The 19,896-nt window shown below is 45.2% G+C and carries 23 protein-coding genes; 3 read left to right on the top strand and 20 right to left on the bottom strand.

Annotation, left to right across the window (positions count from 1 at the left end):
- Positions 1 to 369: 369 nt before the first annotated feature.
- Positions 370 to 1,509, bottom strand: a complete 1,140-nt coding sequence (locus D7V92_RS02365) for an ATP-binding protein (RefSeq protein ID WP_121772199.1) — start codon at positions 1,507 to 1,509, stop codon at positions 370 to 372.
- A gap of 241 nt (positions 1,510 to 1,750) precedes the next feature.
- Here D7V92_RS02365 and D7V92_RS02360 point away from each other — a divergent pair, with 241 nt between their 5' ends.
- From D7V92_RS02360 to D7V92_RS02350, 3 genes are read left to right on the top strand one after another with little or no spacing between them, the layout of a single operon-like run.
- The gene (locus D7V92_RS02360) at positions 1,751 to 2,395 is read left to right on the top strand and encodes an HD domain-containing protein (protein ID WP_008773712.1); all 645 of its coding nucleotides are present in this window, start codon (positions 1,751 to 1,753) and stop codon (positions 2,393 to 2,395) included.
- A 4-nt stretch (positions 2,396 to 2,399) separates the two neighbouring features.
- Positions 2,400 to 2,993 (top strand): RNA polymerase sigma factor, encoded by a 594-nt coding sequence (locus D7V92_RS02355; protein ID WP_034532049.1) that lies wholly within the window; start codon positions 2,400 to 2,402, stop codon positions 2,991 to 2,993.
- Positions 2,994 to 3,028: 35 nt separating this feature from the next.
- Positions 3,029 to 4,018, top strand: a complete 990-nt coding sequence (locus tag D7V92_RS02350; protein WP_008773710.1) for a FecR family protein — start codon at positions 3,029 to 3,031, stop codon at positions 4,016 to 4,018.
- A gap of 385 nt (positions 4,019 to 4,403) precedes the next feature.
- Here the strand turns inward: D7V92_RS02350 and D7V92_RS02345 are convergent, their stop codons facing one another.
- From D7V92_RS02345 to D7V92_RS02250, 19 genes are all read right to left on the bottom strand, one after another.
- Positions 4,404 to 5,138: a hypothetical protein gene (locus D7V92_RS02345; RefSeq protein WP_057327573.1), complete on the bottom strand. Its 735-nt coding sequence runs from the start codon at positions 5,136 to 5,138 to the stop codon at positions 4,404 to 4,406.
- Between the two features lie 93 nt (positions 5,139 to 5,231).
- Complete coding sequence (locus tag D7V92_RS02340) at positions 5,232 to 5,474, bottom strand: hypothetical protein (RefSeq protein ID WP_057327796.1); 243 nt, start codon at positions 5,472 to 5,474, stop codon at positions 5,232 to 5,234.
- A 210-nt stretch (positions 5,475 to 5,684) separates the two neighbouring features.
- Entirely contained in the window at positions 5,685 to 7,259 is a 1,575-nt protein-coding gene (locus D7V92_RS02335) for a hypothetical protein (RefSeq protein ID WP_121772198.1), read from the bottom strand.
- On the bottom strand, positions 7,256 to 7,552 hold the full coding sequence (locus tag D7V92_RS21950) for a hypothetical protein (protein WP_147441508.1): 297 nt from the start codon (positions 7,550 to 7,552) through the stop codon (positions 7,256 to 7,258). Before D7V92_RS21950 ends, D7V92_RS02335 begins: the two co-directional genes overlap by 4 nt.
- 170 nt (positions 7,553 to 7,722) lie before the next feature.
- Positions 7,723 to 8,529 carry a baseplate J/gp47 family protein gene (locus D7V92_RS02325; RefSeq protein ID WP_121772196.1) on the bottom strand — a complete coding sequence of 269 codons (807 nt, stop codon included), beginning with the start codon at positions 8,527 to 8,529 and terminating at the stop codon, positions 7,723 to 7,725.
- Positions 8,505 to 8,807 carry a hypothetical protein gene (locus D7V92_RS02320; RefSeq protein ID WP_121772195.1) on the bottom strand — a complete coding sequence of 101 codons (303 nt, stop codon included), beginning with the start codon at positions 8,805 to 8,807 and terminating at the stop codon, positions 8,505 to 8,507. The genes D7V92_RS02325 and D7V92_RS02320 overlap by 25 nt, the downstream gene beginning before the upstream one ends.
- A complete protein-coding gene (locus D7V92_RS02315; protein WP_057327578.1) occupies positions 8,794 to 9,090 on the bottom strand; it encodes a hypothetical protein in 297 nt (98 codons plus the stop codon). The genes D7V92_RS02320 and D7V92_RS02315 overlap by 14 nt, the downstream gene beginning before the upstream one ends.
- Positions 9,091 to 9,093: 3 nt before the next feature.
- Positions 9,094 to 9,741, bottom strand: coding sequence for a hypothetical protein (locus tag D7V92_RS02310; protein ID WP_121772194.1), 648 nt, complete (start codon positions 9,739 to 9,741; stop codon positions 9,094 to 9,096).
- The gene (locus D7V92_RS02305) at positions 9,738 to 10,700 is read right to left on the bottom strand and encodes a hypothetical protein (RefSeq protein WP_121772193.1); all 963 of its coding nucleotides are present in this window, start codon (positions 10,698 to 10,700) and stop codon (positions 9,738 to 9,740) included. Before D7V92_RS02305 ends, D7V92_RS02310 begins: the two co-directional genes overlap by 4 nt.
- 1 nt (position 10,701) lies before the next feature.
- Positions 10,702 to 11,298, bottom strand: a complete 597-nt coding sequence (locus D7V92_RS02300; protein WP_121772192.1) for a DUF6046 domain-containing protein — start codon at positions 11,296 to 11,298, stop codon at positions 10,702 to 10,704.
- Entirely contained in the window at positions 11,295 to 14,174 is a 2,880-nt protein-coding gene (locus tag D7V92_RS02295) for a phage tail tape measure protein (RefSeq protein WP_121772191.1), read from the bottom strand. Before D7V92_RS02295 ends, D7V92_RS02300 begins: the two co-directional genes overlap by 4 nt.
- Before the next feature lie 157 nt (positions 14,175 to 14,331).
- Entirely contained in the window at positions 14,332 to 14,634 is a 303-nt protein-coding gene (locus tag D7V92_RS02290; protein ID WP_057327583.1) for a hypothetical protein, read from the bottom strand.
- Positions 14,635 to 14,648: 14 nt separating this feature from the next.
- Positions 14,649 to 15,074 carry a hypothetical protein gene (locus D7V92_RS02285; protein WP_057327584.1) on the bottom strand — a complete coding sequence of 142 codons (426 nt, stop codon included), beginning with the start codon at positions 15,072 to 15,074 and terminating at the stop codon, positions 14,649 to 14,651.
- Positions 15,074 to 16,267 carry a DUF2586 family protein gene (locus D7V92_RS02280; protein ID WP_121772190.1) on the bottom strand — a complete coding sequence of 398 codons (1,194 nt, stop codon included), beginning with the start codon at positions 16,265 to 16,267 and terminating at the stop codon, positions 15,074 to 15,076. The genes D7V92_RS02285 and D7V92_RS02280 overlap by 1 nt, the downstream gene beginning before the upstream one ends.
- An 11-nt stretch (positions 16,268 to 16,278) precedes the next feature.
- Positions 16,279 to 16,488, bottom strand: a complete 210-nt coding sequence (locus D7V92_RS02275) for a hypothetical protein (protein ID WP_121772189.1) — start codon at positions 16,486 to 16,488, stop codon at positions 16,279 to 16,281.
- A gap of 1 nt (position 16,489) precedes the next feature.
- Positions 16,490 to 17,020, bottom strand: a complete 531-nt coding sequence (locus D7V92_RS22010; RefSeq protein WP_158598873.1) for a hypothetical protein — start codon at positions 17,018 to 17,020, stop codon at positions 16,490 to 16,492.
- A gap of 244 nt (positions 17,021 to 17,264) precedes the next feature.
- Positions 17,265 to 17,675 (bottom strand): structural protein P5, encoded by a 411-nt coding sequence (locus tag D7V92_RS02260; protein WP_121772187.1) that lies wholly within the window; start codon positions 17,673 to 17,675, stop codon positions 17,265 to 17,267.
- 3 nt (positions 17,676 to 17,678) lie between these two features.
- Entirely contained in the window at positions 17,679 to 18,746 is a 1,068-nt protein-coding gene (locus tag D7V92_RS02255; protein WP_121772186.1) for a hypothetical protein, read from the bottom strand.
- 19 nt (positions 18,747 to 18,765) lie between these two features.
- A complete protein-coding gene (locus tag D7V92_RS02250) occupies positions 18,766 to 19,716 on the bottom strand; it encodes a hypothetical protein (RefSeq protein WP_121772185.1) in 951 nt (316 codons plus the stop codon).
- Between the last annotated feature and the right edge of the window lie 180 nt (positions 19,717 to 19,896).

The following is a 19,896-nucleotide window of genomic DNA, read 5'->3' as shown; positions in this document are numbered from 1 at the left end:
AGTTTCTACTGACTCCATTGTTTTTGAGATAGTTCGTTAATTATTTATCGAAGTATTGTTTTATTCGATTATTTATATATTTTCGCATTACAGAAACCGTCGTTTCCGAGACGGTGGTTTCGGAACTAGCTCTTTACTTCTTTGTAGCTCGAAAAGCAGAGAATATTGACCTTGATATCCTTCGAGACAAAGGAGTACATTTTTTACGTGCCACAGGAGAACTGAAAGATTATAAAATAACCTATTTAGGGCTGTCGATGGAGGAAAGGAAAGTTTGGCCTCTCACGACCTTACCATGCTGAAAGGTCCTCTTCCGAAGAACTCGCTCCTGTCAGTTTTACCTCTTTCGGATATTTACAAACAAGAGGTTCAATACATTCTAGCCATCCAATCCGCAAAAAAGTAGTCATATACCCTATAAGAACCATCTTCCTGTGTTACCAAATCATTTTTCAACAGAGGTTTGATCGCAGATTGTACAGAACTGGCTGAGGGCAGCTTGTATTTCTTGATAAATGCCGATGACGTGATACCTTCTGCCCTGCCCTCTTTGGCTATAGCTTGTAAAACAAGTTTTTGTTTGGGAGCGAGATTGGCAAGTAGATCCTTGTAACTACTTTCTTGTGTTAGAATCACATTCTTGCGGGCTATTTCTATCTTATCCATACCACAACGTTCGCCCTCTCCGGTCAATGCGAAAAGTTCGTTCATTATCATTTGCACAAACCAAGTATAGCCATCGAACATCCGATAAACCTGGTCTATTACAGATTTATCAATATGCTTTCCCTTTTCCTCAAAAAGTCGGTTGGCAAACTCCACATAGATATTAATGGGTATTGGCTCAAGTCCTATACTAATAGCGCTTTGATAAAAAGGCTTAGAAGAGGAATTAAACATATTACTCATCAAGTGGCGTTTACTGCCGGAGAAGATAAACATAGTCTGCTTGCATTGCTGAATCTTGGTTCGCAATAACGCTTCTACATTTTTCTCCTCATAGCTGCCAATTTGCTGGAACTCATCGATCGCTACGATACATGGTTTATCTGCGGTCTCTAGATAAGTGAAGATCTCATCAAGCGTTGTTTGTGGCGCTTGGATGTCTCCTAGCCCAATATCAAAACTTGGTTCACCGGTTACCATATCCAGTTTGAAACCCGCACGCAATGAGGTTATGATTTGAAAGAACCGTTCCGCCCAAATTGTTTTCTTTGGCTTCAATTCGTCGTAGATGGCTTTTCCTAATAAATATACGAATTCTGCCAATGAAGTGGTGGCATAAATATCCACAAAGAACGCATGATAATCTTTTTCTATCGATTCTTGATGAAAAAGATGCTGGATCAATCCGGTCTTACCCAAACGGCGTGGAGAAATCAACGCGACATTACGTCCGTTCTCAATTTGTTTACTCAAGAGCTTTGTCTCTTCCTTGCGGTCACAAAAATATTTGTCTGATACATATCTACCCACGACAAAAGGGTTTATCATTGCGATTGTCTCCATACTATAAATACATTTTATTGCAAATATAATAATTGTATCCATAATAAAGAAAGGAAGTCGTATGATTCACTCGATTTAACCCTGTCTAAGTGAGTTAACTTCATTGCTTTGGGTGTGGTTGCCTTTGTTATAAAGGCGGTTTCTTTGAATATTTGAATAAATAACTACTTTTGTGGCGAGCCTTATTTAATTAATTGTTAATATTGCCATGCGCAAAGATTAATCTTAAGTACCGAAAAAAATGGAAAAACAGTTATTTGTCTCTATTGTAGAACGTTATTATCCTTGGATCAGCTGTTTGGAGAAAGCTGCGTTCCAGATACACGATGACGTAAACCAGAAATACGACCACGTATTACCCTATGGTTTCCATTTGAAAATGGCGGCCTCGTTCGTATCACGGTATGGATATTTGGTTGCGGAAAGTGAGGCGGACATCTTGATCTTGTATGCGGGTGCCTATCTGCATGACACGATAGAAGACGCACGGATGACTTACAATGATATCGTGAAATTTATCGATGATTTTCGAGTAGGGAGTTTGGTACTGCCGGAAGAGATCAAACGGAAGCTGGAAGAGCAAGTTCCGGAAATCGTATATGCCTTGACTAATGAGAAAGGGCGCAACAGGAAAGAACGTGCCAATGAGACCTATTATAAGGGGATACGGGATACGAGATTCGCGTCGTTCATAAAGATGTGCGACCGGTTGGCGAATATACAATATACGATGATGTTCGTCTTCGCGAACCGTATGCTTGAGGTCTATCGCAGAGAGTATCCGGAATTTATACGGTCGATCAGCGAAGGTTCTGTCACGCCAATACCGGATGTCATGAAAAAAGAGGCAGAATGGTTATTGAATAGCGAGTCGTATGTAATATAGGGTGATGTCTTTTTTCCAGAAATCCATACGAAGTGATGAAGATCTGCTTTCCGCATTGAGAGAGGGAAGTGAGGATGCGTTCACGGTTATTTATGAGCGGTATCATAAATTACTGTACGTATTAGCGTATAAATACCTGAAAAATTCATTCGCCGCGGAAGATGCCGTGCAACAAGTATTCTTGAGGCTGTGGGAGTCGCATTCCTTGTTGATGATAAACGTAAACTTGCGGAACTATCTCTATACGATGCTGAAAAACCATGTGTTGAATGAGATCCGGAATAATAATAGCGCATTAGAGAAAAACTATGAGATCGTGCAATCTTCGCCGGAATATGAGGATGAGTTGTTGGCCAAGATTGAAGAGAAGGATATGATGGAACATTTCTACCAAGCGATCGAACACTTACCCGAGCAAAAACGGCAAGTCTGCTTATATAAGTTGAAAGGAAATCTATCGAATCAGGAAATCGCCGATAAGATGAGTATCTCGGTGCCAACCGTTAAAACTCATTATGCCCAAGCGATAAAAATACTTCGGACACATTTTGAACGGTTATTTTTATTTCTTTTATATTTGTGGAACTCATCCTATTGATCGTTTGGCGTGTCAATTAAAAAAGGAAGATATATATGAGAATACCGGATCTGTCAATTATAGAAAAAACACTGGATAATGAGGCGACTCCCGAGGAAGCCCGTGAGGTGGTTCGCTGGTTCAAGACACCAGAGGGGCAAGCTTGGCTTGCTAAGCGTATGGATATGGATGAGAAAGCCATTCACATGGGACAGGAGGAGGAGTGGATCGACCATCCGGTGCCATCGGCCGTGATGTATCAGCGGATCGTGCGCCAGCTTCATCGCCAGCGTATACGCCGTCTTATTGCGTATGCGGCAGCCATTTTGATACCGGTGGCCTTGTTTATCGGTCTTTTCATGCGTGTTAACTCACAAGTGGATTTATTGGCGGATGATGGATACGATGAGGTTTATGTCCCTAATGGTGAGCGCATGCAAGTGCTTTTTCAAGATGGGAGCAAGGTGCATCTAAATTCAGGGAGCCGGATACGGTATCCGAAAAAGTTTGGTCTTTACGAACGGAAGGTCTATCTGGAAGGGGAAGCTTGGTTTGAGGTCGCGAAAAATAAGAACAGGCCGTTTGTTGTAAATCTTTCCTATATGGATATTAAGGTTTTGGGGACCACTTTTGACGTAAAGGCCTATCCGGAGGAAGACGCTATATTTATTGCCTTAGAGACCGGATCGATCGAGCTAAAATCCAAATCATTCAAGTCGTATCAATTGCGTCCCGGTGAGAAAGCGGTTTACGATAAGCTATCGGGCCGTTGCGAGGTTGTCCGTTCACATGATGTCAAGTTATATTCCGCATGGAGGCGGAATGTATTGGTATTTAAAAGTGCGCCTTTGCCTGAAGTGATGAAAACAATAGCTAGGACTTATGGTGTGTCTTTTGAGATAAAAGACTCCATGGCGTTGAAATATACATATACGATTACGACGGATAGTACGAATTTAACCACGGTACTAAAAGAGTTAGAGAAAATCACGCCTGTACTATTCGAGGAAAAAGGGGGCAAGATAGAAGTCCGGATGAAAAAATAAAAAAATTAGCTATAACGACTCATCCTTTTAGATTTGTCGTGTGTCTATTTGATAGGAGAGCAGGAAACAGAGTGTTAACCTTAAAATAGATATGCGTATGGATTCCTCATAAATAGATAACATAAGAACAGCCGAAAAGCTCCTACCTATAATCCGCAAAACCACCCAAACGAATTTTTAAAACGAAATGGTTTGATTTTCGTCGGGATGCTAAAACGAAGCGGTTCGATTTTGGATAAAATTCAATGGCATTAAAACAATATTCAAACACTGTTTTTAATGCCATTGAATTTTAACTTCTCTTACTTGAAAAAGCAATTTTGAAATTTGCATAGGTCGTATAAAATCAATACTATAATGAATAAAGTAATCAGTCGCATTGACTTTAAACAGCTACTTTATCAAGCAACCTTATAATGTTGGATTTGATTTTATCTGTATTGCGTTTCCATTGGGTAGGCTCTTCGCCTTTATCGTATGCCGGGTAAGGTTGCGGTTCACGACAGAATCTGAACTTTTTGCAAAGTGGATAAATGTACCTATATGTCTTTACTTGGAATATTTCTAAATCACCTATTAAAAATGCGATGTTTGCCCGTAAATAACCACTTGGCGACGTGCTGTCTGTTAGTATCTGTTTATGTGTAACTTCCCCTGATCTTTTATTACGGCAAAATATTGTATAGTGGAAACCATAATAAGCAAAATTGGCTGCTTTGTAGATTGTTCCACACCCTAACCGTCCGTCTGCAAAACTTTGCACCGCAACACATGTAGGGGCTGCTTTTTTTAACAACTTGATAGATGCTGCAATCAGAATGCTTTCTGCATTATGCCCTAAAATATCATCTATCCACATCCGATTCAATTCGCACATCCATGCGTTGGGATCAGGATGGCTAAAAATTTTCGCATAGGGCGTTTTCATCAAACCATACACTGCAACACCTAAACATTTATCCGGTTCTTCCTCTCTAAATATTCCATAATTGAACTTGCCGAAGCCACCGTCATTCCACTTGTGCGAATAATGATGTTCAATTATCAATTCTTTAGCTAAAACCTTCGGAATATCTTTTATTATAAGGTTGCCTAAAGTTGTTTTTTTGTAAATCTCCATACTCCGTTTTTGTTTTATACTACAAAGGTGGGTAAAAGAGAAAATAGAGCATAATTTTTCAGAATGATTACACTGCATCATTCTTGCATAGGATCAATGCTCAAGCGGCTCGCAGTCATGCGACAATCGCTTGAGCAAGGTGTACACCTTTCGCTCGCTTACCTGATATTTGTCGGCTAGTACCGCCACTACGTAAGTCACCTTATCACCATGGGCGATCATCCGGGAATAGTCCTTGTACAGATCGATATAATTCACGTCCTCTATATGAATGCCACTTTTTAACATCCATCTGAAAGGTGTTTGATACAGATTTAAAATGTCGAATACGGTCATATTGAAATATGTATTATATTTGTGACGCCAATCACATGAAACAAAAACGAGTAGTCGCGACTGAAGGCATACAGCCCCCGGTCGTGCGGCTACTCGCATTTGTTTGTTAGTATGTGATTGGCGTCTTTACTAACAGCCGGGGGCTTTCTTATTTCCCCGGTATTTATCTTAGATATACAGATTGTCAAGGTTTGATATCCCCTCTCCTGATCACCCATTAAGGGTTAAAAAAAAGCAACTGAAGGTATTGTCATCCTTGGAGTATTCTATCATACAGGTAGAAGAATACAAACCTCCCCATAGCCCGTACGATTGGCCCGATAAAAGGACTTGAATATCGCCGTTATCACCTTCCATGATACCACCGCTCAAGTTTACAGAACGATAAGACCCTCCAATATCCCCTCGTAAGAGCAATAGGTTCCCGTCTTTGATGGCTTGCGTGATATTCCTCAATCCGGACTCACCTCCCACGGCTCTTTCTATTTCACCGGAAGTGGATCCTTCTGTTAAATCAATCAAACCGCTGGGGAGGACATATGTTGTCGTGATCAGGGTTTTGGTGATAGTACGTGACAAGTTCTCGAACGAGCCGTTCTCATCCCGTATGGTAGTACGAACAATACTGTTTTTTTCACAATCCATCGTATAGATATCGACCGATTTGTAACTACCGTTTCCCCCGGCTTCTGCACGAATAGGAAAAATTTGCTCATAAGGATTGTTTTGTGAATAAAAAGAGAAAGGCTCATTATCTCTTACCGCATAATAAAGCCCTTTGAACCCGCCCATTCTTTCGAGGTACCGGACCAGGCTGGCATCGTCTGAAACATATAAAGGATCGACAAGGCAATGATCGGCCTCCAGCTTCTTTTTAAGCCTTACATCCTTGTTGATCTTAAGAGTCACGGACCTATTCTCGTGAGAAACGTTTATTTTCAGGCTCGTGAGAACGATATCCTCACTGTGTGACACGGTATTTTGATACCCCATGTATAGGTAACGTGTATTGCCGGAAAACATACCTGCGTCCGCAGATACGAAAACCCCTTTAGAGAACACAAGAAAAGCTCCACTCATAACCCCATTCACGATGCCGTCAAATTTTTCTTTTCCTCCAAACGCGGTCATGACACCGTCGTAATCCTCCTCTCCGGTTAAGCCATTAACCGCAAGAGGAATCGTGATGGCGGGTATGAGGGAATAATCCCCGTCGATCTTATCCACCTTCATCTTATCCACCGCCGACATGAATCCTGGCTTTGCTGTCGTGGCTTGGGCATGCGAATGGCCCGCCCCGCTCAACCCGTCGTCCCATTTCTTCCGGTCCGAGTCGGACACCATCCTGTGCCCCTCGTCCTGGATCTTGTCGACGAACCGGTTCTTGCCATCATCCCCCAACGGCAGGGAAGGCCTGTCCGTCGGCCTTTCATAAAGCAACTCCGCCTCGTAATCATAGGCGATGGGACGGGTGACCCCATCGGCGTACGTCCTGTCGCTCTCCGAGTACCTTAACACGAGGTAAACGGGAAAGGAGGGGATGCCGGAAGCCCCCCTGAAAGGGCATACGCAGTAGACCTCGTTACCATCCGGGTCTTTACCCGACAGGCCCACCAAGCCCTCCGACACGCGCCCGGCCTGCCTGTCCACCTCGCACCCCTTGATGACCATGTCCCCATATTCACAGAAGAAACCGTCTATCGCCTTCAACGGCTCGTTCTCCAACTCTATTAAATCTGTTCCCGACCACTTCCTTATGCCGGGTTCCTGTACGTGCCTTCTCATATTGACTTTATTTTATAACGTTTTCCCGCTAATTTATACCTGTCTATCTCCGCCCTTATCCGCCCGGTGTCATACCCCTTCGGGATCAACACAAGGAAATCGAAGCCGTCGAATCCCTCCCCGGCCTCGCCGGCGAGGGGGATCGGGGCCAGCACGCCCTCCTCGCCGGACAAGCTGACCGGCAGCCAATGCGCCGGCTCGCCGCTCAACCCGATCCCCCAAAGTCCGTCATCATACGAGAGCACCCGTATCCCCTCGCCGTACTTATCGGCAAGGAACTCCTCCAGCGTCATCCGTTGCCCGCAAACGCCAAGGCGGTAACGGGTATCCCGCCTCCACGAGGCGAAGTCGTCAAATACCTGCTGGAGGTCGACAAGCCCCCAAAGCCAGCCCAGGCGGTTCGGCTGCCGGCGATGGGGGGCGAGGTATTGCGACACGAGCCCCTTGAAATCCAAAACCACGTTCATTCTCGTGTATCATTGAGTGGAACAAAATCTATCTCGCAGTCCCCTGCGTAATTGAAATAACCAGCGTAGAGGTCGGCGTAAGCCCCGATGTCCCTGTACGAGTCCTCCCAGTGGCTTTTCGATGACAGGGCCCGCAATTCCGCGGTCACGACCCCGGGCGTCTCCGTCACCGCCTCGATCATCTTGTGCCTGTAGACTGTCCCGCCGAACCGTCGTAATGCCCGGAAGCCGTCAAGTGCCTCGCTCACGGACCGCCTGACGAAATCCAGCGTCGAGGAGGGGGAATAATATACCGTCAGCTCATACCGGAGCGTGTCGGCGTATGTCGAGATTACCGAGGTCCTGATCCCGGCGAATTTTATCGCCTCTATATAGTCCGTGAAGTTTCTCAGCTGCGTATCGGACAGGGGGACGATATTCCCCTCCTCGTCCTGTGTCGCCACCCGGAAAACGACGGTCCCGTCCTCGGAGGGTATCACCGAGGCCACCTTTATGATGCGGGCGGACTCGTCCGTGACATCGTACCCCAGCCGTCCCGTATCCGTGTCAAACGTCAGGTCGTAACCGAGCTGGAACTCATGGCACCGCTCGTTATACCAAGAGAGGGTCCCCGCCACGCTTCTCGCGGCCAAGACCTCGGTCTCCGCCTTGAACGTGTCAAGCGCCAGCTCGAACATGTGTATGGCGTACGCGACGCAATGGACCCACGACCGCCATTCCGAGGCCGCCGAGGTGGAGAGGCTGAAGCTCGTCCGTAGCTTTCCCGTGATGCTTTCCTCTATTTTCTGGATCGTTCTCGCCATGGCGTTTCCATATAAGTGGTGACACTTCCGTTTATCTTACCGACCACCGTCTTCTTGACAAGGCGGCTGTCATCATCGACGCTTACCCTTAATCCCGCCCTCAACTTGATGTCAGGGTAGAAAGGGCCGAGTTCCCGGCCGGCTTCCATGACAGCCGAAGGTTCGTTTTCCAGTCCGGGGTTGTTCGCCATGATCTCACCCATGGCCTCCGCTGTCCCGTAGTGTTGCAGGACGATGTCCAGCAATATCTGCTTGTCTTGTACCTCAATCGTTTTCATATCGTGCCTCCACGTTCAAATCGTTTGAATAGGCGGCGAAAGCCACCTTTGTCACTTTCATGCCATCGGCCGTGAACTCCTTGCGCGTAGCACGGAGAAGGCCTTCCGGGTCGTTATCCATCATGTAGTTCACCGCGCCGACACCGGCTTCCGCCTTCTGCCGGATATGGCCTTTGTCCGAATAGAGCAGGTCGCGCTGGTGCTGGTAGGTGCTTTCCGCGACCAACAGGTCGCCGGTAGAAAGGTCTAAATCTCCCTTATCTGTCTGTTTGTAATCAAGCATAAATCATCCTTCTAAATAGTTTGGCAAATCTGATTGTATCGCGGCAAACCTTGCCGCATTGACAGGAGTTCCCGATATACCATGCGGCGTTGGGACGGTTAACGCCTGAATAGCCGTAAGCATATCATCAAGTGTCTTTTTAAGGCCGGAACCGCCGCGGGTAATTGTCACCCCACCGGTCGAAGTCTTAACGGTCGTACTCTCCGCGGTAACCGTCAAAGCCGAACCCTCATGCAATACATTGACTTTGTCGTTTGTCACTTCCAACTTTTCCTTATCAACATGGACGGCTATTTTATCACCTTTCTTTATGTCGATATTATCCAAATCAACCGCCAGCTTTAAATCATTGCCGGTAAATATAACCTTGTCTATTTCGGTAAAACAGCAAACAAAAAGTTCGTTGCTTTTTCCGATGCGACACACAAGCACAACGCTTTGAAGTCGGGGGATGAAGGCAAAGCCCTGCAAATCGGCATTAACCAACCCGCGCAGGCGGACATCGAAGAAATCAACCTGTTCATCCCGGCGGACGGTGCAGGTAAATTCATTTTCGTTCACTTCAGTAACAACAGCCTGAAAAACGGCGTCTCCATCATTACCGAACACGCCTTGAAATTTTCGTCGTATTTCTTCAAGTTCCTTACTCATGCTTTTATTCCTAATTCAACGACACGACGACCGCCACCGGTTCCAAACTGTACTTCTACCGTTTCAATGAAGTAATCGCCGCTTCGTTCATTATATACTTTATCTTCAATACTTGCAACCATTCCGGGAAGCGCATAGGGAAACAGGAATGTTTTAATTTTGCCACGGTAGCCGTCAAAAGAATACCGCTTTAATTCTTCCTGCGCCAGCGTTTTTAATTCGCCGGCGTCTTTTACGTCATAGTAGTAAAATGTGCGTTGTTCGCCGCCATCTTCGCCCAATTCGCCTTCTATTTTCGTACCATCCTTGTAATAGCAAACAGCCTTGACTTTCAATTTTACATCTTCGGCAAGTTGGTACTTCAGTTCGTCGTCGCTGATTACATTTTCACGAAGCCGGTATTTTACCGTTTCGCCTTTGACATCGTTAGCCTTTCCTACGTATAACTTTCCGTTTATATCAAAGTAGGCGATCAGGCCGTATTCTTTTTTAAGGTAGCCAAGAACCCATGAACCGGGTTTATTATTTATTACGAAGTTTTTTAATGTCAGGTCTACCACATTACCGAATGTTATACCTGTTAGAACGGTATTCAAACAGTCTTTTAACGTCGTTTCCTTTTTACTGAAAACACAGTTTACAAAACGCAGCCTGTAATATTCATCCTCGCATTCAATTTCAAGCGGAACCTTATAATTAAGCCGTTTTACATACCCGACAAACTCGGTGTTCAACGTATTGTCATAGCCCAGCTTAATTTCAACCTTATCACCCACCTTGACCGTCTGCGCCGTTTCTATGTGCGTAGGCGGTTCACCGGCATGTTTGAGCACAGCGGTAACCGGAACCTTTACAATTGCCGTTGCGGCAAGGCTGTAAAGGCTTCGCTTTATCTCCACATTGTGAACGCTCTTAAAAGAAACGCCACCGATTTTTATTTCTGCACATAGAACAAACATATCATTCAAGTATCAATTCAAAACCACGGTCTGTAACTAAATTCATTTTAAAGACTTGCGCCGTTTCACAGCCGCGCATTTCCTGAAAGTCGATGCTTTTTAAAACAACCTTATCTTCTTCCTCTAAAAAAATATCTGTAAGGGCACATTTCAATGTTACCGCCTCATTGATATTATACAGGTCGTTCAATTCTGCAATCTGGCTGTCGGGGAAATCACTGTCCAAAGCCACACCGGCAATGTTTATTTCGTAATCATCTACCGATATAAGTTCTTTGACCGTCCCCTTCCTTCCAACCATCGCAGTTTCCACAATCGTTTTTTTTCCGTTAATGGAAATAACGGCATTCGGTATTTCGTATTCCTTACCTTTGTGCTCCAACACCACCGGCATAAAATACCACCGGCCCTGTGCGTCTTTCTTCCTGAGAACACTACCCAAATCGGAATAAGTCTTTTCCGAAGCCGCATCGCCGGGGTATTCATAGCCTGAACCCTTATACCGCGGCGGCTTATCGGGGAAAAAACCGCCGGGGTAAGGAATACCTTTGTAACCTATAAAGCTGGCCAATATGCCGCCTAAACTAAATTTACTCATCCTTCTGCCAATTCGTCTAATACGCGCATAATTTCAGCACGTATGGTTTCACTTCCTTTATTATCCGTATTTGCGACATGTATAACCACGCTGTCGCAAACCTTTCCTACATGCACCGTCTTGCCGGTTTCTACCGTAGTGGTGTTTTCAGATATAAAGCTGCTTTTTTCCGTTGTTTTTTCCGGCATGGAATAAGCATCGGAAAGCTGGGGTAACTTTACATCAGGAACGGAAGCCGCCGGAAATTCCGGCACATTTACTACCGGTTCATCCAATTCAATAGCCGGGCTTACAATTGGGGGAACATTTACCGGTGGAACAGAAACATCAGGAACGGGAACCTTCGGAAATTCCGGCACATTTACCACCGGGCCGCCAAGCTGAACGGCCGGGGATTGCGCTACAAGTTCAGGAGAAGCCAAATTTACAACGGGCTGTTCCGCCCCCTTTACCTCAGGTGAAGAAAGGGTAACCGCCAAAGGAAGCATAACAGCCGCCGCAATTTTCCGAACATTCGACAGAATATCAGAAAGGTAATTTTCCTTTTCCGGCTCATAACTTTGCGTACGGTCGTCCGCTTTAGCCGCAAAGGCGGTTTTTGCGTCAATAACATTGCCGGCGGGTAATACCTTGTCCGTTACCCGCTCTTTTGCTTCTGTCGGCTTCAGGCTGACTGTAAGCGGGGCCAGCTTCCGGGTAACAGCCGTATAAACAGCCGTTTCGTTCAGGTTTTTCACGTCATCATCAAGTTTAAGAACTTTTTTGGCTTTCGCGCCCTTCTTGTCCTTCCCCAATTTAGCCATCAGGTCATTAAAGTTCGTTCCCGGCATATTACCCGGTTCCGGTAATTGTGCGGGCGTTGGAAGAAGTTTATCCATCGTTGATACATCATCCGTCTTTTGCTGGGACGCGACCCAACTATCACGCCCGGCCTGTTTGCCTTTCTCCCACGCCTGCGAATAATTGCCGTTCTGGGCCGTATCGTACAAAATTGACACAGGATTAGCACCCAACACGCCTTCACCAATATTTTTAAAACCATCCTTAGCCGCGGCGGCCGCTTCTTTGAAATTGCCTTTTACAAGGTTTACAATAGCCGAACAAACCCCACCAATACCGGAAAGCACCTGCTTAAATGGCTTTACAACGCTATCCAATAAAGTAGCCCCAAATTCTTTTATCACACCCCACACGCCAAGTATAGCGACGCGGAAGCCCTCAAATTTTTGCCAACAATATGTTACAGCCGCAATAACCGCGCCTATCGCCAAAGCAACCCAACCCAAGGGAGAAGCATAGAACGCCGCATTTAACGCCCATTGCGCTGTCGTCAGCCCCCATGTTGCAGCGGTTTGCGCAATATCCATTACTTTTTTTATACCGCCGATAATGACAGCTTTTTGAGTAGTGGCGTAATTTGCTCCCATCGCAATAGTATAAAAACCTAAAGCAGCCGTTAGGCCAACAACAAGCGGGTTCCCTTCCCGAAGTAATGAATACCAAGAAGAAAAAAAGCCAACCACAATATTAAGAGTAGAAGAAACGCCGGTCAACACCACATCGGCAACACTCAACCCGGCACTAATAACCGGCAGGATTATTTCGCCAACAGTTACACCGATATTCTTGAATTTGTTCCAAACCTCTGTTAATCGTTGTACGCTGTTTTGTGAGTATTCCAAAGCCTTGTCGGTTTCTCCGGAAGAATTAACAACATCTTTCATAGATGCGTTATACTTTGTAATATCAGAGGTCAAAATAGCGAATGCGTTTTTTGCTTCTTTATCTACCATTCCCAATTTTTCAAGGAAGGAAGATTTTTGTTCATCATTCAATCCGGCCATAACGCCTTGCAAATCGGAGAAAATATCCACAAGGCTTCTAATTTTACCGGCTTCATCAAACACCTTTACACCGGATTTTGCCAACTTGTCGCGTACCTCGCCACGCCCCAAAATAGAAAACGCATTTTCCATCAGGACGGCAGCACGTTCTGCGCTTTGCCCTTTCCCCGTCATATAGGCAAATGTTCCGGCAACTTCTTTGTAGGCTACTCCTAAATTCGACGCGCCCGCAATCAGGTTCGGCATATACCGGGCAAAGTCGGAAAACTCACCGGCCCCCACACGCTTAGCCGCAAAGAATGTATCCAAGACTTCCGCGGCCGTCGTATTTTCTTTGCCGACAATAGACAGGGTTTGAGCCAGTGCGGCGGAAACAGTGTCTAATTGAGTAAAACCGGCCTTACTGCCTTTTAACGAAGCATCCAAAATAGAAAGTGACAAATCAACATCGTTAAGCTGTGAGTTTATCTGCTCAAACCCGACAGGTGCTAAAACAACATCTGTTTTATTGTCGTCCGCAATCGTTTTAAGTTTCTTTTTCAGGTCAGACAATCCAGCTTCATCCAGTTGTGCGGTAATATTCACTTTCGCCATGCCTTCGTCAAAACTCATTCCGGCTTTACCTGCAAACCCGATAGCCGCCATTCCGGTAACCAGCGGGTTTTTAAGAAGACCTGCACCCGGTATGGCCTCGAAAGCGTCGGAAGCCCATTTCTTAAATTTGCCCCCGCCACTGGCCGTTTCCAGCGCATCAATCTCCTTTGTCAACCGGGAAATTTCTTTGTTATACTCGCGTATGGCGGGCAAATTATCCGCCGGTATCCATTCCCTTTCCGCCTGAAGCGCATCAACTTTCATTTTAAGCGAACCTACGGTTTTACCCGTATCTTTGCATACAGCATCGACAGAAGCAACCTTTTCACGTACACCGGAAAGGGCTGTTACCGTTTTGTCGGAAGTGGCTGTAATACCACCCAATTTCGCGGAAATCTTATCCTGCAAGCTGAATATGTACTCTATTTTGTTCGCCATAAGCTAACCATTAAATCTTGTTTAACCCATTCGGCCATCGCTATTTGATGCGCCCATTCTTCATCCGTGAGTTCTTCGGGATTCATGTGCAAATAAGCCCGGATAAGGGTATCGGCTAAAAACATCCATCCGGGCTTGTCTGCTACGTTTGTTCGGCTTATAATTTTTTTAACTCGGCTTCCTTTATTTCGATAAGGTCGGCCAGTTTTGAAGAAACGCCCAGGAATAATTCGTCGTTAGTTTTTATTTCTTCATCACCACCAAGCCAGCAGTTATTCAAAAGCACCTCATTATACTTCATCGGGTCGGTTTTCCCAAGTACGGCAGCCGCACTCAACGCCTTGCGGTCGGGCTTTTTCAGATAGGCCGTTTTGCTGTCAACTGTTACACTGTACACCGAGCCATGTTTCTTTTTCCATGCCTCAATCTGTTCTTCTGTAATTACTTTTTCTTCGTTCATTGTTCTTTTTTTTATTATACAACATTCGGTTCTACATCACAGGCAATAAACGGGAGCGCAATTTCCTGAAACAAATCACCCTCTTTCATCCCGTATGGGGCTTCCGTAATAGATAGATTTACTATCTTATCGGTCTGCACAACACCGCTTTCAGGAACATAGGACACAATAGCATCAAATTCCAAGTCGGTAACATCGTCATACCCTTTCGCCTTTGCGGCTGTCTGCATGGCTATCAATTCGGATTGAAGAACAGTAATAGTACCTTCATACTCCTTTTTCCCAAGCTGAATGCCACGAGCCTTTTTACCTGTGGCGAAAAGGGCTTCTTTCTGTCGCTTCATTTTATATTCAATACCGCGAAGCCCGGTAACAGGTTTACCAAGCATAACAAGCGTCACATCAATCCAAGCGTATTCTTTTGAATTAAAATTATCCATTATTCACTTGTTTTATAGGGGTTGTTAAATGCTAAATCCACGTTTATTTCTTTCAGCAGGGCTGTAGGCACTATTTTTGCCTGAACGTTCAGCCTGCCGGAAGTGATCAAATCCTGTTTAGGGTCAATATAGGCGGTAAATCCTGAGATTTCACCTACCATATTGGTGTTAACCGCACGTGTAAGCAACTGTTCGTAATACTTACACATCGGGCTTGGAACCTGTCCGGTTTCGGGGTCTACTTCGATACTGTCCAAAATTTCATCAATGTACGTTTTGTAACAGATAACAAGAGCTTTTTGAATAACGCGGATAAGGCAAAGGCGGTGGTAGTCGTCCGTCGTTGCGATTGCCGTTGCATCATCATTCAAGTAATAACCGTTTTTTCCGATATAGGTACGATAAAAGATATAGCCGGCATCATGCAGGATATTCCAAAGGCTGTAATCTTCCTGTGGCGTTTTTCCGTCGGTCAAATAGCCCGTTGCGGCAATGCTGCCATCTTTGACGCGGCCAATGGAGATATTAACCGCACAGGTGGCCGCACGTCCGAGAACTTGACCGATTGCGGCCGAATACAATTTACTTTCGCCATACTTACCATCCGAAGCCAGTACAATAGACGCACAATTATAACTACCTTCCCTCGGTTGATACAAACCTTCGGTTTCACCGCTCCAACCAATGGCCGGAAGAAGGATAACAAAGGGGGCAATTTTACCCATGTACGACTTAGCAACCGACTGCGCTTCATCGACGGCAGTAATAACATCTTTGTCAATGCAATTTTCAACCGTAGGCGTATAAGAAGCCGGAGCGTTACGATTAACACCTACAAGGCGAATACGTCCAGCCGCGGAGTCAATCAGCTTTTGAAGGGGCGAACCGGGTTCAGAGGAACAAATTTGCGTCAGCGTACTTGCTTCACTTACTACAAGCAAATGCAATTCCGCACCATCGCCGGCCGCTTTATAAAAGGCTGCCACATCTTTATAGACCAAAGGGTTGTTTTCTTTGGTAATGCCGTATTTCGACAGGTCATTGCTGGAAGAAAGAACGTACACTTTGTTAAGGGTAAGTTTTTCCTCTACGGCCTGACCGGTCAAAATAAGCCCGGAAATACCATCGTCAGAAAGGGTTACCGTACCAATATTACCGTTACCCAAAACTATGTTTACATTTGGTAAACTCATGCTTTCAAAAATTAATAAGTTTTTAACTCTCCTTTTCCCACCGTTTTTTGGTGAGAAACGGCTTTATCGTATTCGTGCGACAGGAATACCAAGTTATCACCGGCCACATGAAATTTTAAACATTCCGGGTATGCCGCCCGATATTGAGCCAAAAAGGCGGGTTCCTGTTCTGTTATGGGAACCGGTGTTACTTCCGGCTGTCCCTGTTTTTCTTTTGCCATTCTAATTGCGTTTTAATAGTTTTAAAATAGCCTTCCAAAGCAAAGGCAGATACTTGATCAAAAGGATAACCGCAAACAATCTGCCTATGTATATCCACGTCTGCTGCCACCATGTAAGCCGGTTGGTATAGACCGTATCGCCGGGAACGGGCAGTGGCACATAAATAATAGAATCTTTTGCCGGTATATAAATCGTGTCACGCTTGGCGTTAGCCTTGTAATCAAGTTTGCCATTATCAAAAGAAAGGTTACTTTCAACACTTGCGCTTTTCAATTCATTATAAGCCTTCATTACAACCTGATTATTGCTGTCACATTCAAACAGGGCTGTAAGAAGTGCCGAATCAGGCGACAAATAAACCGGAACCAGTCGTTCCGTTACAAGATTATCCGGTAGGTTCGCGGGCGTGCCCTTCGCATTTCTCTGCGTGCCGCAACTCGTCACGTACAGGACAAGCAATATCAGCGTGGGGACAAGTATTAACTTTTTCAACGGCCCGGCGAAACCGCGCCAACTCTTTCCGTATTTCATTTATTTCTTTTTTTAGCGGCTCGACCACCTCTTCCATCAGGATGGCCATTGCCTTTTTTACATTTTCCAGTTCATCGCCGCGGGTTTCCGCCTTTGAGGCTTTTACTTGCGCCCGAAGTTGTTCGACTTCCACGTCATACTTCTTTCGCAGTAATATAGCCGTGAGCCACGCGCTTAACGGTGCGGATATGATTGCGGCGACCAACGAAATTATTCCAGACAATTCCATCCTGACTTCTTAGGTTTACTTTAATAAATCCCAGCCTGCATATACATCAGCCCGCACGGCCGGAACGCCGTTTTCTACCTGACTGATAGCCGCCGCAAAGCTGCACATGGTCGTTTTGTCGTTCACGTCCGGCACATAGGTCGCAGCGACTTGCATTTCGCGGCAAACTCTTTGTATATACGCGGCCGTGTCATTCTCTGTTCTCGGAGCCCACCGGCTAATAAAGTCCGCGATCGTTTTACAATCATGCTTTTTACGGTAGTTTTGAAGCAACCTGATCAGGGCACGATAGCCATGCGCCATATCTTCAAATTCCTCAAAAGCATTATCTTTCTTTTCCGACTTTTTTACCTCACCCTGCCAATCGGTAGCATCCGAATTTCGGATGTTACCGGGGTTATTGTTCCTTATTCCGCGTGGTGTCATTTATCAACCTCCTACTGCCGCCACATATTCGGACATGATAGCCGCCATCGCATCTTTCTTTTTCGGAAGCACGATAAAGTAGTGGCGGAAGTTTACAAGGCTGCGCTGGTTCAGCGGGTCGGTTTTTGCCTCACTGTAATACATCGTAGTGGAACCGGAAGCCTTGAAAGCACGCTTTGTATAGAAAGCGACAGAAGCCTGAAATTCATTTGCGCCGGCAGCAGTTCCAAACTTGACCTTTGTTCCATCGGCCTTATATACAGGGTTGGCACAATATTCAAAGACTTCAAAACTATACAGATTGGATATTTTACCGGTCGTATAGTTATAATATTGGTCTTTGAACTTTTGGTCTGTCAGCAATAAATCGTTCACATGGTCGGAACACAATACCAAACGGCGGCCCTGCAATGGTATTTGCGCTTTATCAAAGGCATCTTTCAGTGCGATAATATCCGCAACCTGTAATCTGCGCCGGCCCGTTTCCCCGCCGTCTACTATTTCGCCGGTTGTTTTCAACACAGGTGTTTTTGTCGTTTTCTTATCCGGCGCAAGGGCGTGAATTGCTTTTGCATATTTAGAGACTTTGATTGCATCAGCATGGCGGTCCTTCAAACTTGACATTTTGTCGTAAGAGGAAGCATACAGTTCGTCGTCTGTTACCGGGGTCGCTTTAGTCTGGAATTTATCTAAGCTGAACACCGCATCAACATCTGAAATTTCCTGAACGGCGATAGGGTAAGTCGTATTATTGATTAATACGTCAGGGTCGCCGCCTACATCTACCATGTGAATAACATCATTTTCGGCGTATTGGCTATAATCTGGAATGCCATCCAAGAAGGTGGCAACATCACCCGCACGAAGGGTTTTAATCAATTCACCTGTCCAAATTTCCGTAAGCACACCGGCGCAGGCAGCCCCTTTGGGCATAAAGTTTCCCGCTAAAGCGGACACGCCAACGGCAGTGGCCGCACCGGCAGAAGCGGGAACACCAACTGCACCGGCAAGAATAAGCCCCATAGTTGCGCAAACCAACACACGGGAAAATAATTTAAATCCTGTTTTCATTTAATACCTGTTTTTTTGATTAGTAATTCGGGCAATCCACACCATATTCAGCCCGGTACAGCTTCATATAAGTAGGTTTGTCGTTGTTTCTTATTTCTTCAATCTTATCCGCCGGAACATCAGACAATTTTTTATAGTCCAACGCCATAGAACCGCCTGACGGCTGGCCAATCAAGTTCATCGGCTTTTGAATGGGCGTCATAGACTCAAAAGTCAATTTTAAACTTTCAATACCTACCTTTTTACCCAATTCAATAAAATGCGCTTCCTTTTCCGGCACAATCAAGTGTTTTGCCGTAGCTTCTTTTACCGTTTGAGTAATGGCGGATAACTGCAATTGTTCTTTCTCCTGTTGTAATTGCTGGTTGGTCGTTTTATAGCCAAGCAACAGGTCAATAGAAGAAAGAATTTCATTTTCTCCGGCCGTTTCCGGCAGCCCCAATTTCAGGGCGATAGCTTTGTGATCCATCTTTTCTTCGTCTTTTTGATTGTTGATATTAGTGAGTAATGGCAGACCGTCCGAATTTTCACCGGCCGCCAGTTTTAGTTCCTGACCTTTAAAAGTGAGTACCAGCGGCAAAGCGTTGTCATTTCCGCCTATGTCAACCATACTTATTTCAATTAGCTTGCTTCGTGTAGCAGTTGCCCGGTATTGGCCCGGCTTTATCAGTTCCGGCGCGTCGCTGGTTTCTGTTACCTCAAAATTAGCGGAAGCCATTTTTAACGTACCCTTATCCCATTGCTGCTTTGCAAGTTTACTTTCATCGCGTACTTCATCAAAGTAAGGTTCGCCGGTGATTTTGTCGCCTTCCTTTTTTATATCTTTGATGCAGCCGATAATAATACCGCGCCAGTGCATCCACAACAACACAGGATTGCGTTCGTATTGCGAAATATCAACGCCATCGGTTTTAACCCACGTTCCGTAACAGTTTACGGACTCATCACTTATAATTATTCGCTTTGCCATTTGCTACATGTTACATCGTTTTTATTACTGCATTTCTGCGCTTTATCCGGTGCAAACATAACCCCCTAAAATAGTCCGCACAAAAAAGTGTGCAACCGTTACGCACTTGTGTGAAAGCATTTTATAATAGATGGAAAGCGTTTCACACTTAATTGCCTCGCCCATCCATACTTTACAATT

The organism is Parabacteroides sp. CH2-D42-20 (assembly GCF_003670185.1).
Lineage (GTDB): Bacteria > Bacteroidota > Bacteroidia > Bacteroidales > Tannerellaceae > Parabacteroides > Parabacteroides distasonis.
This window is presented reverse-complemented; position numbering and strand designations above follow the sequence as displayed.

Coding starts and splice junctions, on each gene's coding strand:
- D7V92_RS02290 (WP_057327583.1), bottom strand. CDS start 14,634: ATGAACGAAGAAAAAGTAATTACAGAAGAACAGATTGAGGCATGGAAA.
- D7V92_RS02280 (WP_121772190.1), bottom strand. CDS start 16,267: ATGAGTTTACCAAATGTAAACATAGTTTTGGGTAACGGTAATATTGGT.
- D7V92_RS02295 (WP_121772191.1), bottom strand. CDS start 14,174: ATGGCGAACAAAATAGAGTACATATTCAGCTTGCAGGATAAGATTTCC.
- D7V92_RS02315 (WP_057327578.1), bottom strand. CDS start 9,090: ATGCTTGATTACAAACAGACAGATAAGGGAGATTTAGACCTTTCTACC.
- D7V92_RS02275 (WP_121772189.1), bottom strand. CDS start 16,488: ATGGCAAAAGAAAAACAGGGACAGCCGGAAGTAACACCGGTTCCCATA.
- D7V92_RS02250 (WP_121772185.1), bottom strand. CDS start 19,716: ATGGCAAAGCGAATAATTATAAGTGATGAGTCCGTAAACTGTTACGGA.
- D7V92_RS02355 (WP_034532049.1), top strand. CDS start 2,400: ATGTCTTTTTTCCAGAAATCCATACGAAGTGATGAAGATCTGCTTTCC.
- D7V92_RS02305 (WP_121772193.1), bottom strand. CDS start 10,700: ATGTTTGTTCTATGTGCAGAAATAAAAATCGGTGGCGTTTCTTTTAAG.
- D7V92_RS02310 (WP_121772194.1), bottom strand. CDS start 9,741: ATGAGTAAGGAACTTGAAGAAATACGACGAAAATTTCAAGGCGTGTTC.
- D7V92_RS02350 (WP_008773710.1), top strand. CDS start 3,029: ATGAGAATACCGGATCTGTCAATTATAGAAAAAACACTGGATAATGAG.
- D7V92_RS02345 (WP_057327573.1), bottom strand. CDS start 5,138: ATGGAGATTTACAAAAAAACAACTTTAGGCAACCTTATAATAAAAGAT.
- D7V92_RS02335 (WP_121772198.1), bottom strand. CDS start 7,259: ATGAGAAGGCACGTACAGGAACCCGGCATAAGGAAGTGGTCGGGAACA.
- D7V92_RS02360 (WP_008773712.1), top strand. CDS start 1,751: ATGGAAAAACAGTTATTTGTCTCTATTGTAGAACGTTATTATCCTTGG.
- D7V92_RS02340 (WP_057327796.1), bottom strand. CDS start 5,474: ATGACCGTATTCGACATTTTAAATCTGTATCAAACACCTTTCAGATGG.
- D7V92_RS02260 (WP_121772187.1), bottom strand. CDS start 17,675: ATGACACCACGCGGAATAAGGAACAATAACCCCGGTAACATCCGAAAT.
- D7V92_RS02325 (WP_121772196.1), bottom strand. CDS start 8,529: ATGGCGAGAACGATCCAGAAAATAGAGGAAAGCATCACGGGAAAGCTA.
- D7V92_RS02365 (WP_121772199.1), bottom strand. CDS start 1,509: ATGGAGACAATCGCAATGATAAACCCTTTTGTCGTGGGTAGATATGTA.
- D7V92_RS02285 (WP_057327584.1), bottom strand. CDS start 15,074: ATGGATAATTTTAATTCAAAAGAATACGCTTGGATTGATGTGACGCTT.
- D7V92_RS22010 (WP_158598873.1), bottom strand. CDS start 17,020: ATGAAATACGGAAAGAGTTGGCGCGGTTTCGCCGGGCCGTTGAAAAAG.
- D7V92_RS02255 (WP_121772186.1), bottom strand. CDS start 18,746: ATGAAAACAGGATTTAAATTATTTTCCCGTGTGTTGGTTTGCGCAACT.
- D7V92_RS02300 (WP_121772192.1), bottom strand. CDS start 11,298: ATGAGTAAATTTAGTTTAGGCGGCATATTGGCCAGCTTTATAGGTTAC.
- D7V92_RS02320 (WP_121772195.1), bottom strand. CDS start 8,807: ATGAAAACGATTGAGGTACAAGACAAGCAGATATTGCTGGACATCGTC.
- D7V92_RS21950 (WP_147441508.1), bottom strand. CDS start 7,552: ATGACGCTGGAGGAGTTCCTTGCCGATAAGTACGGCGAGGGGATACGG.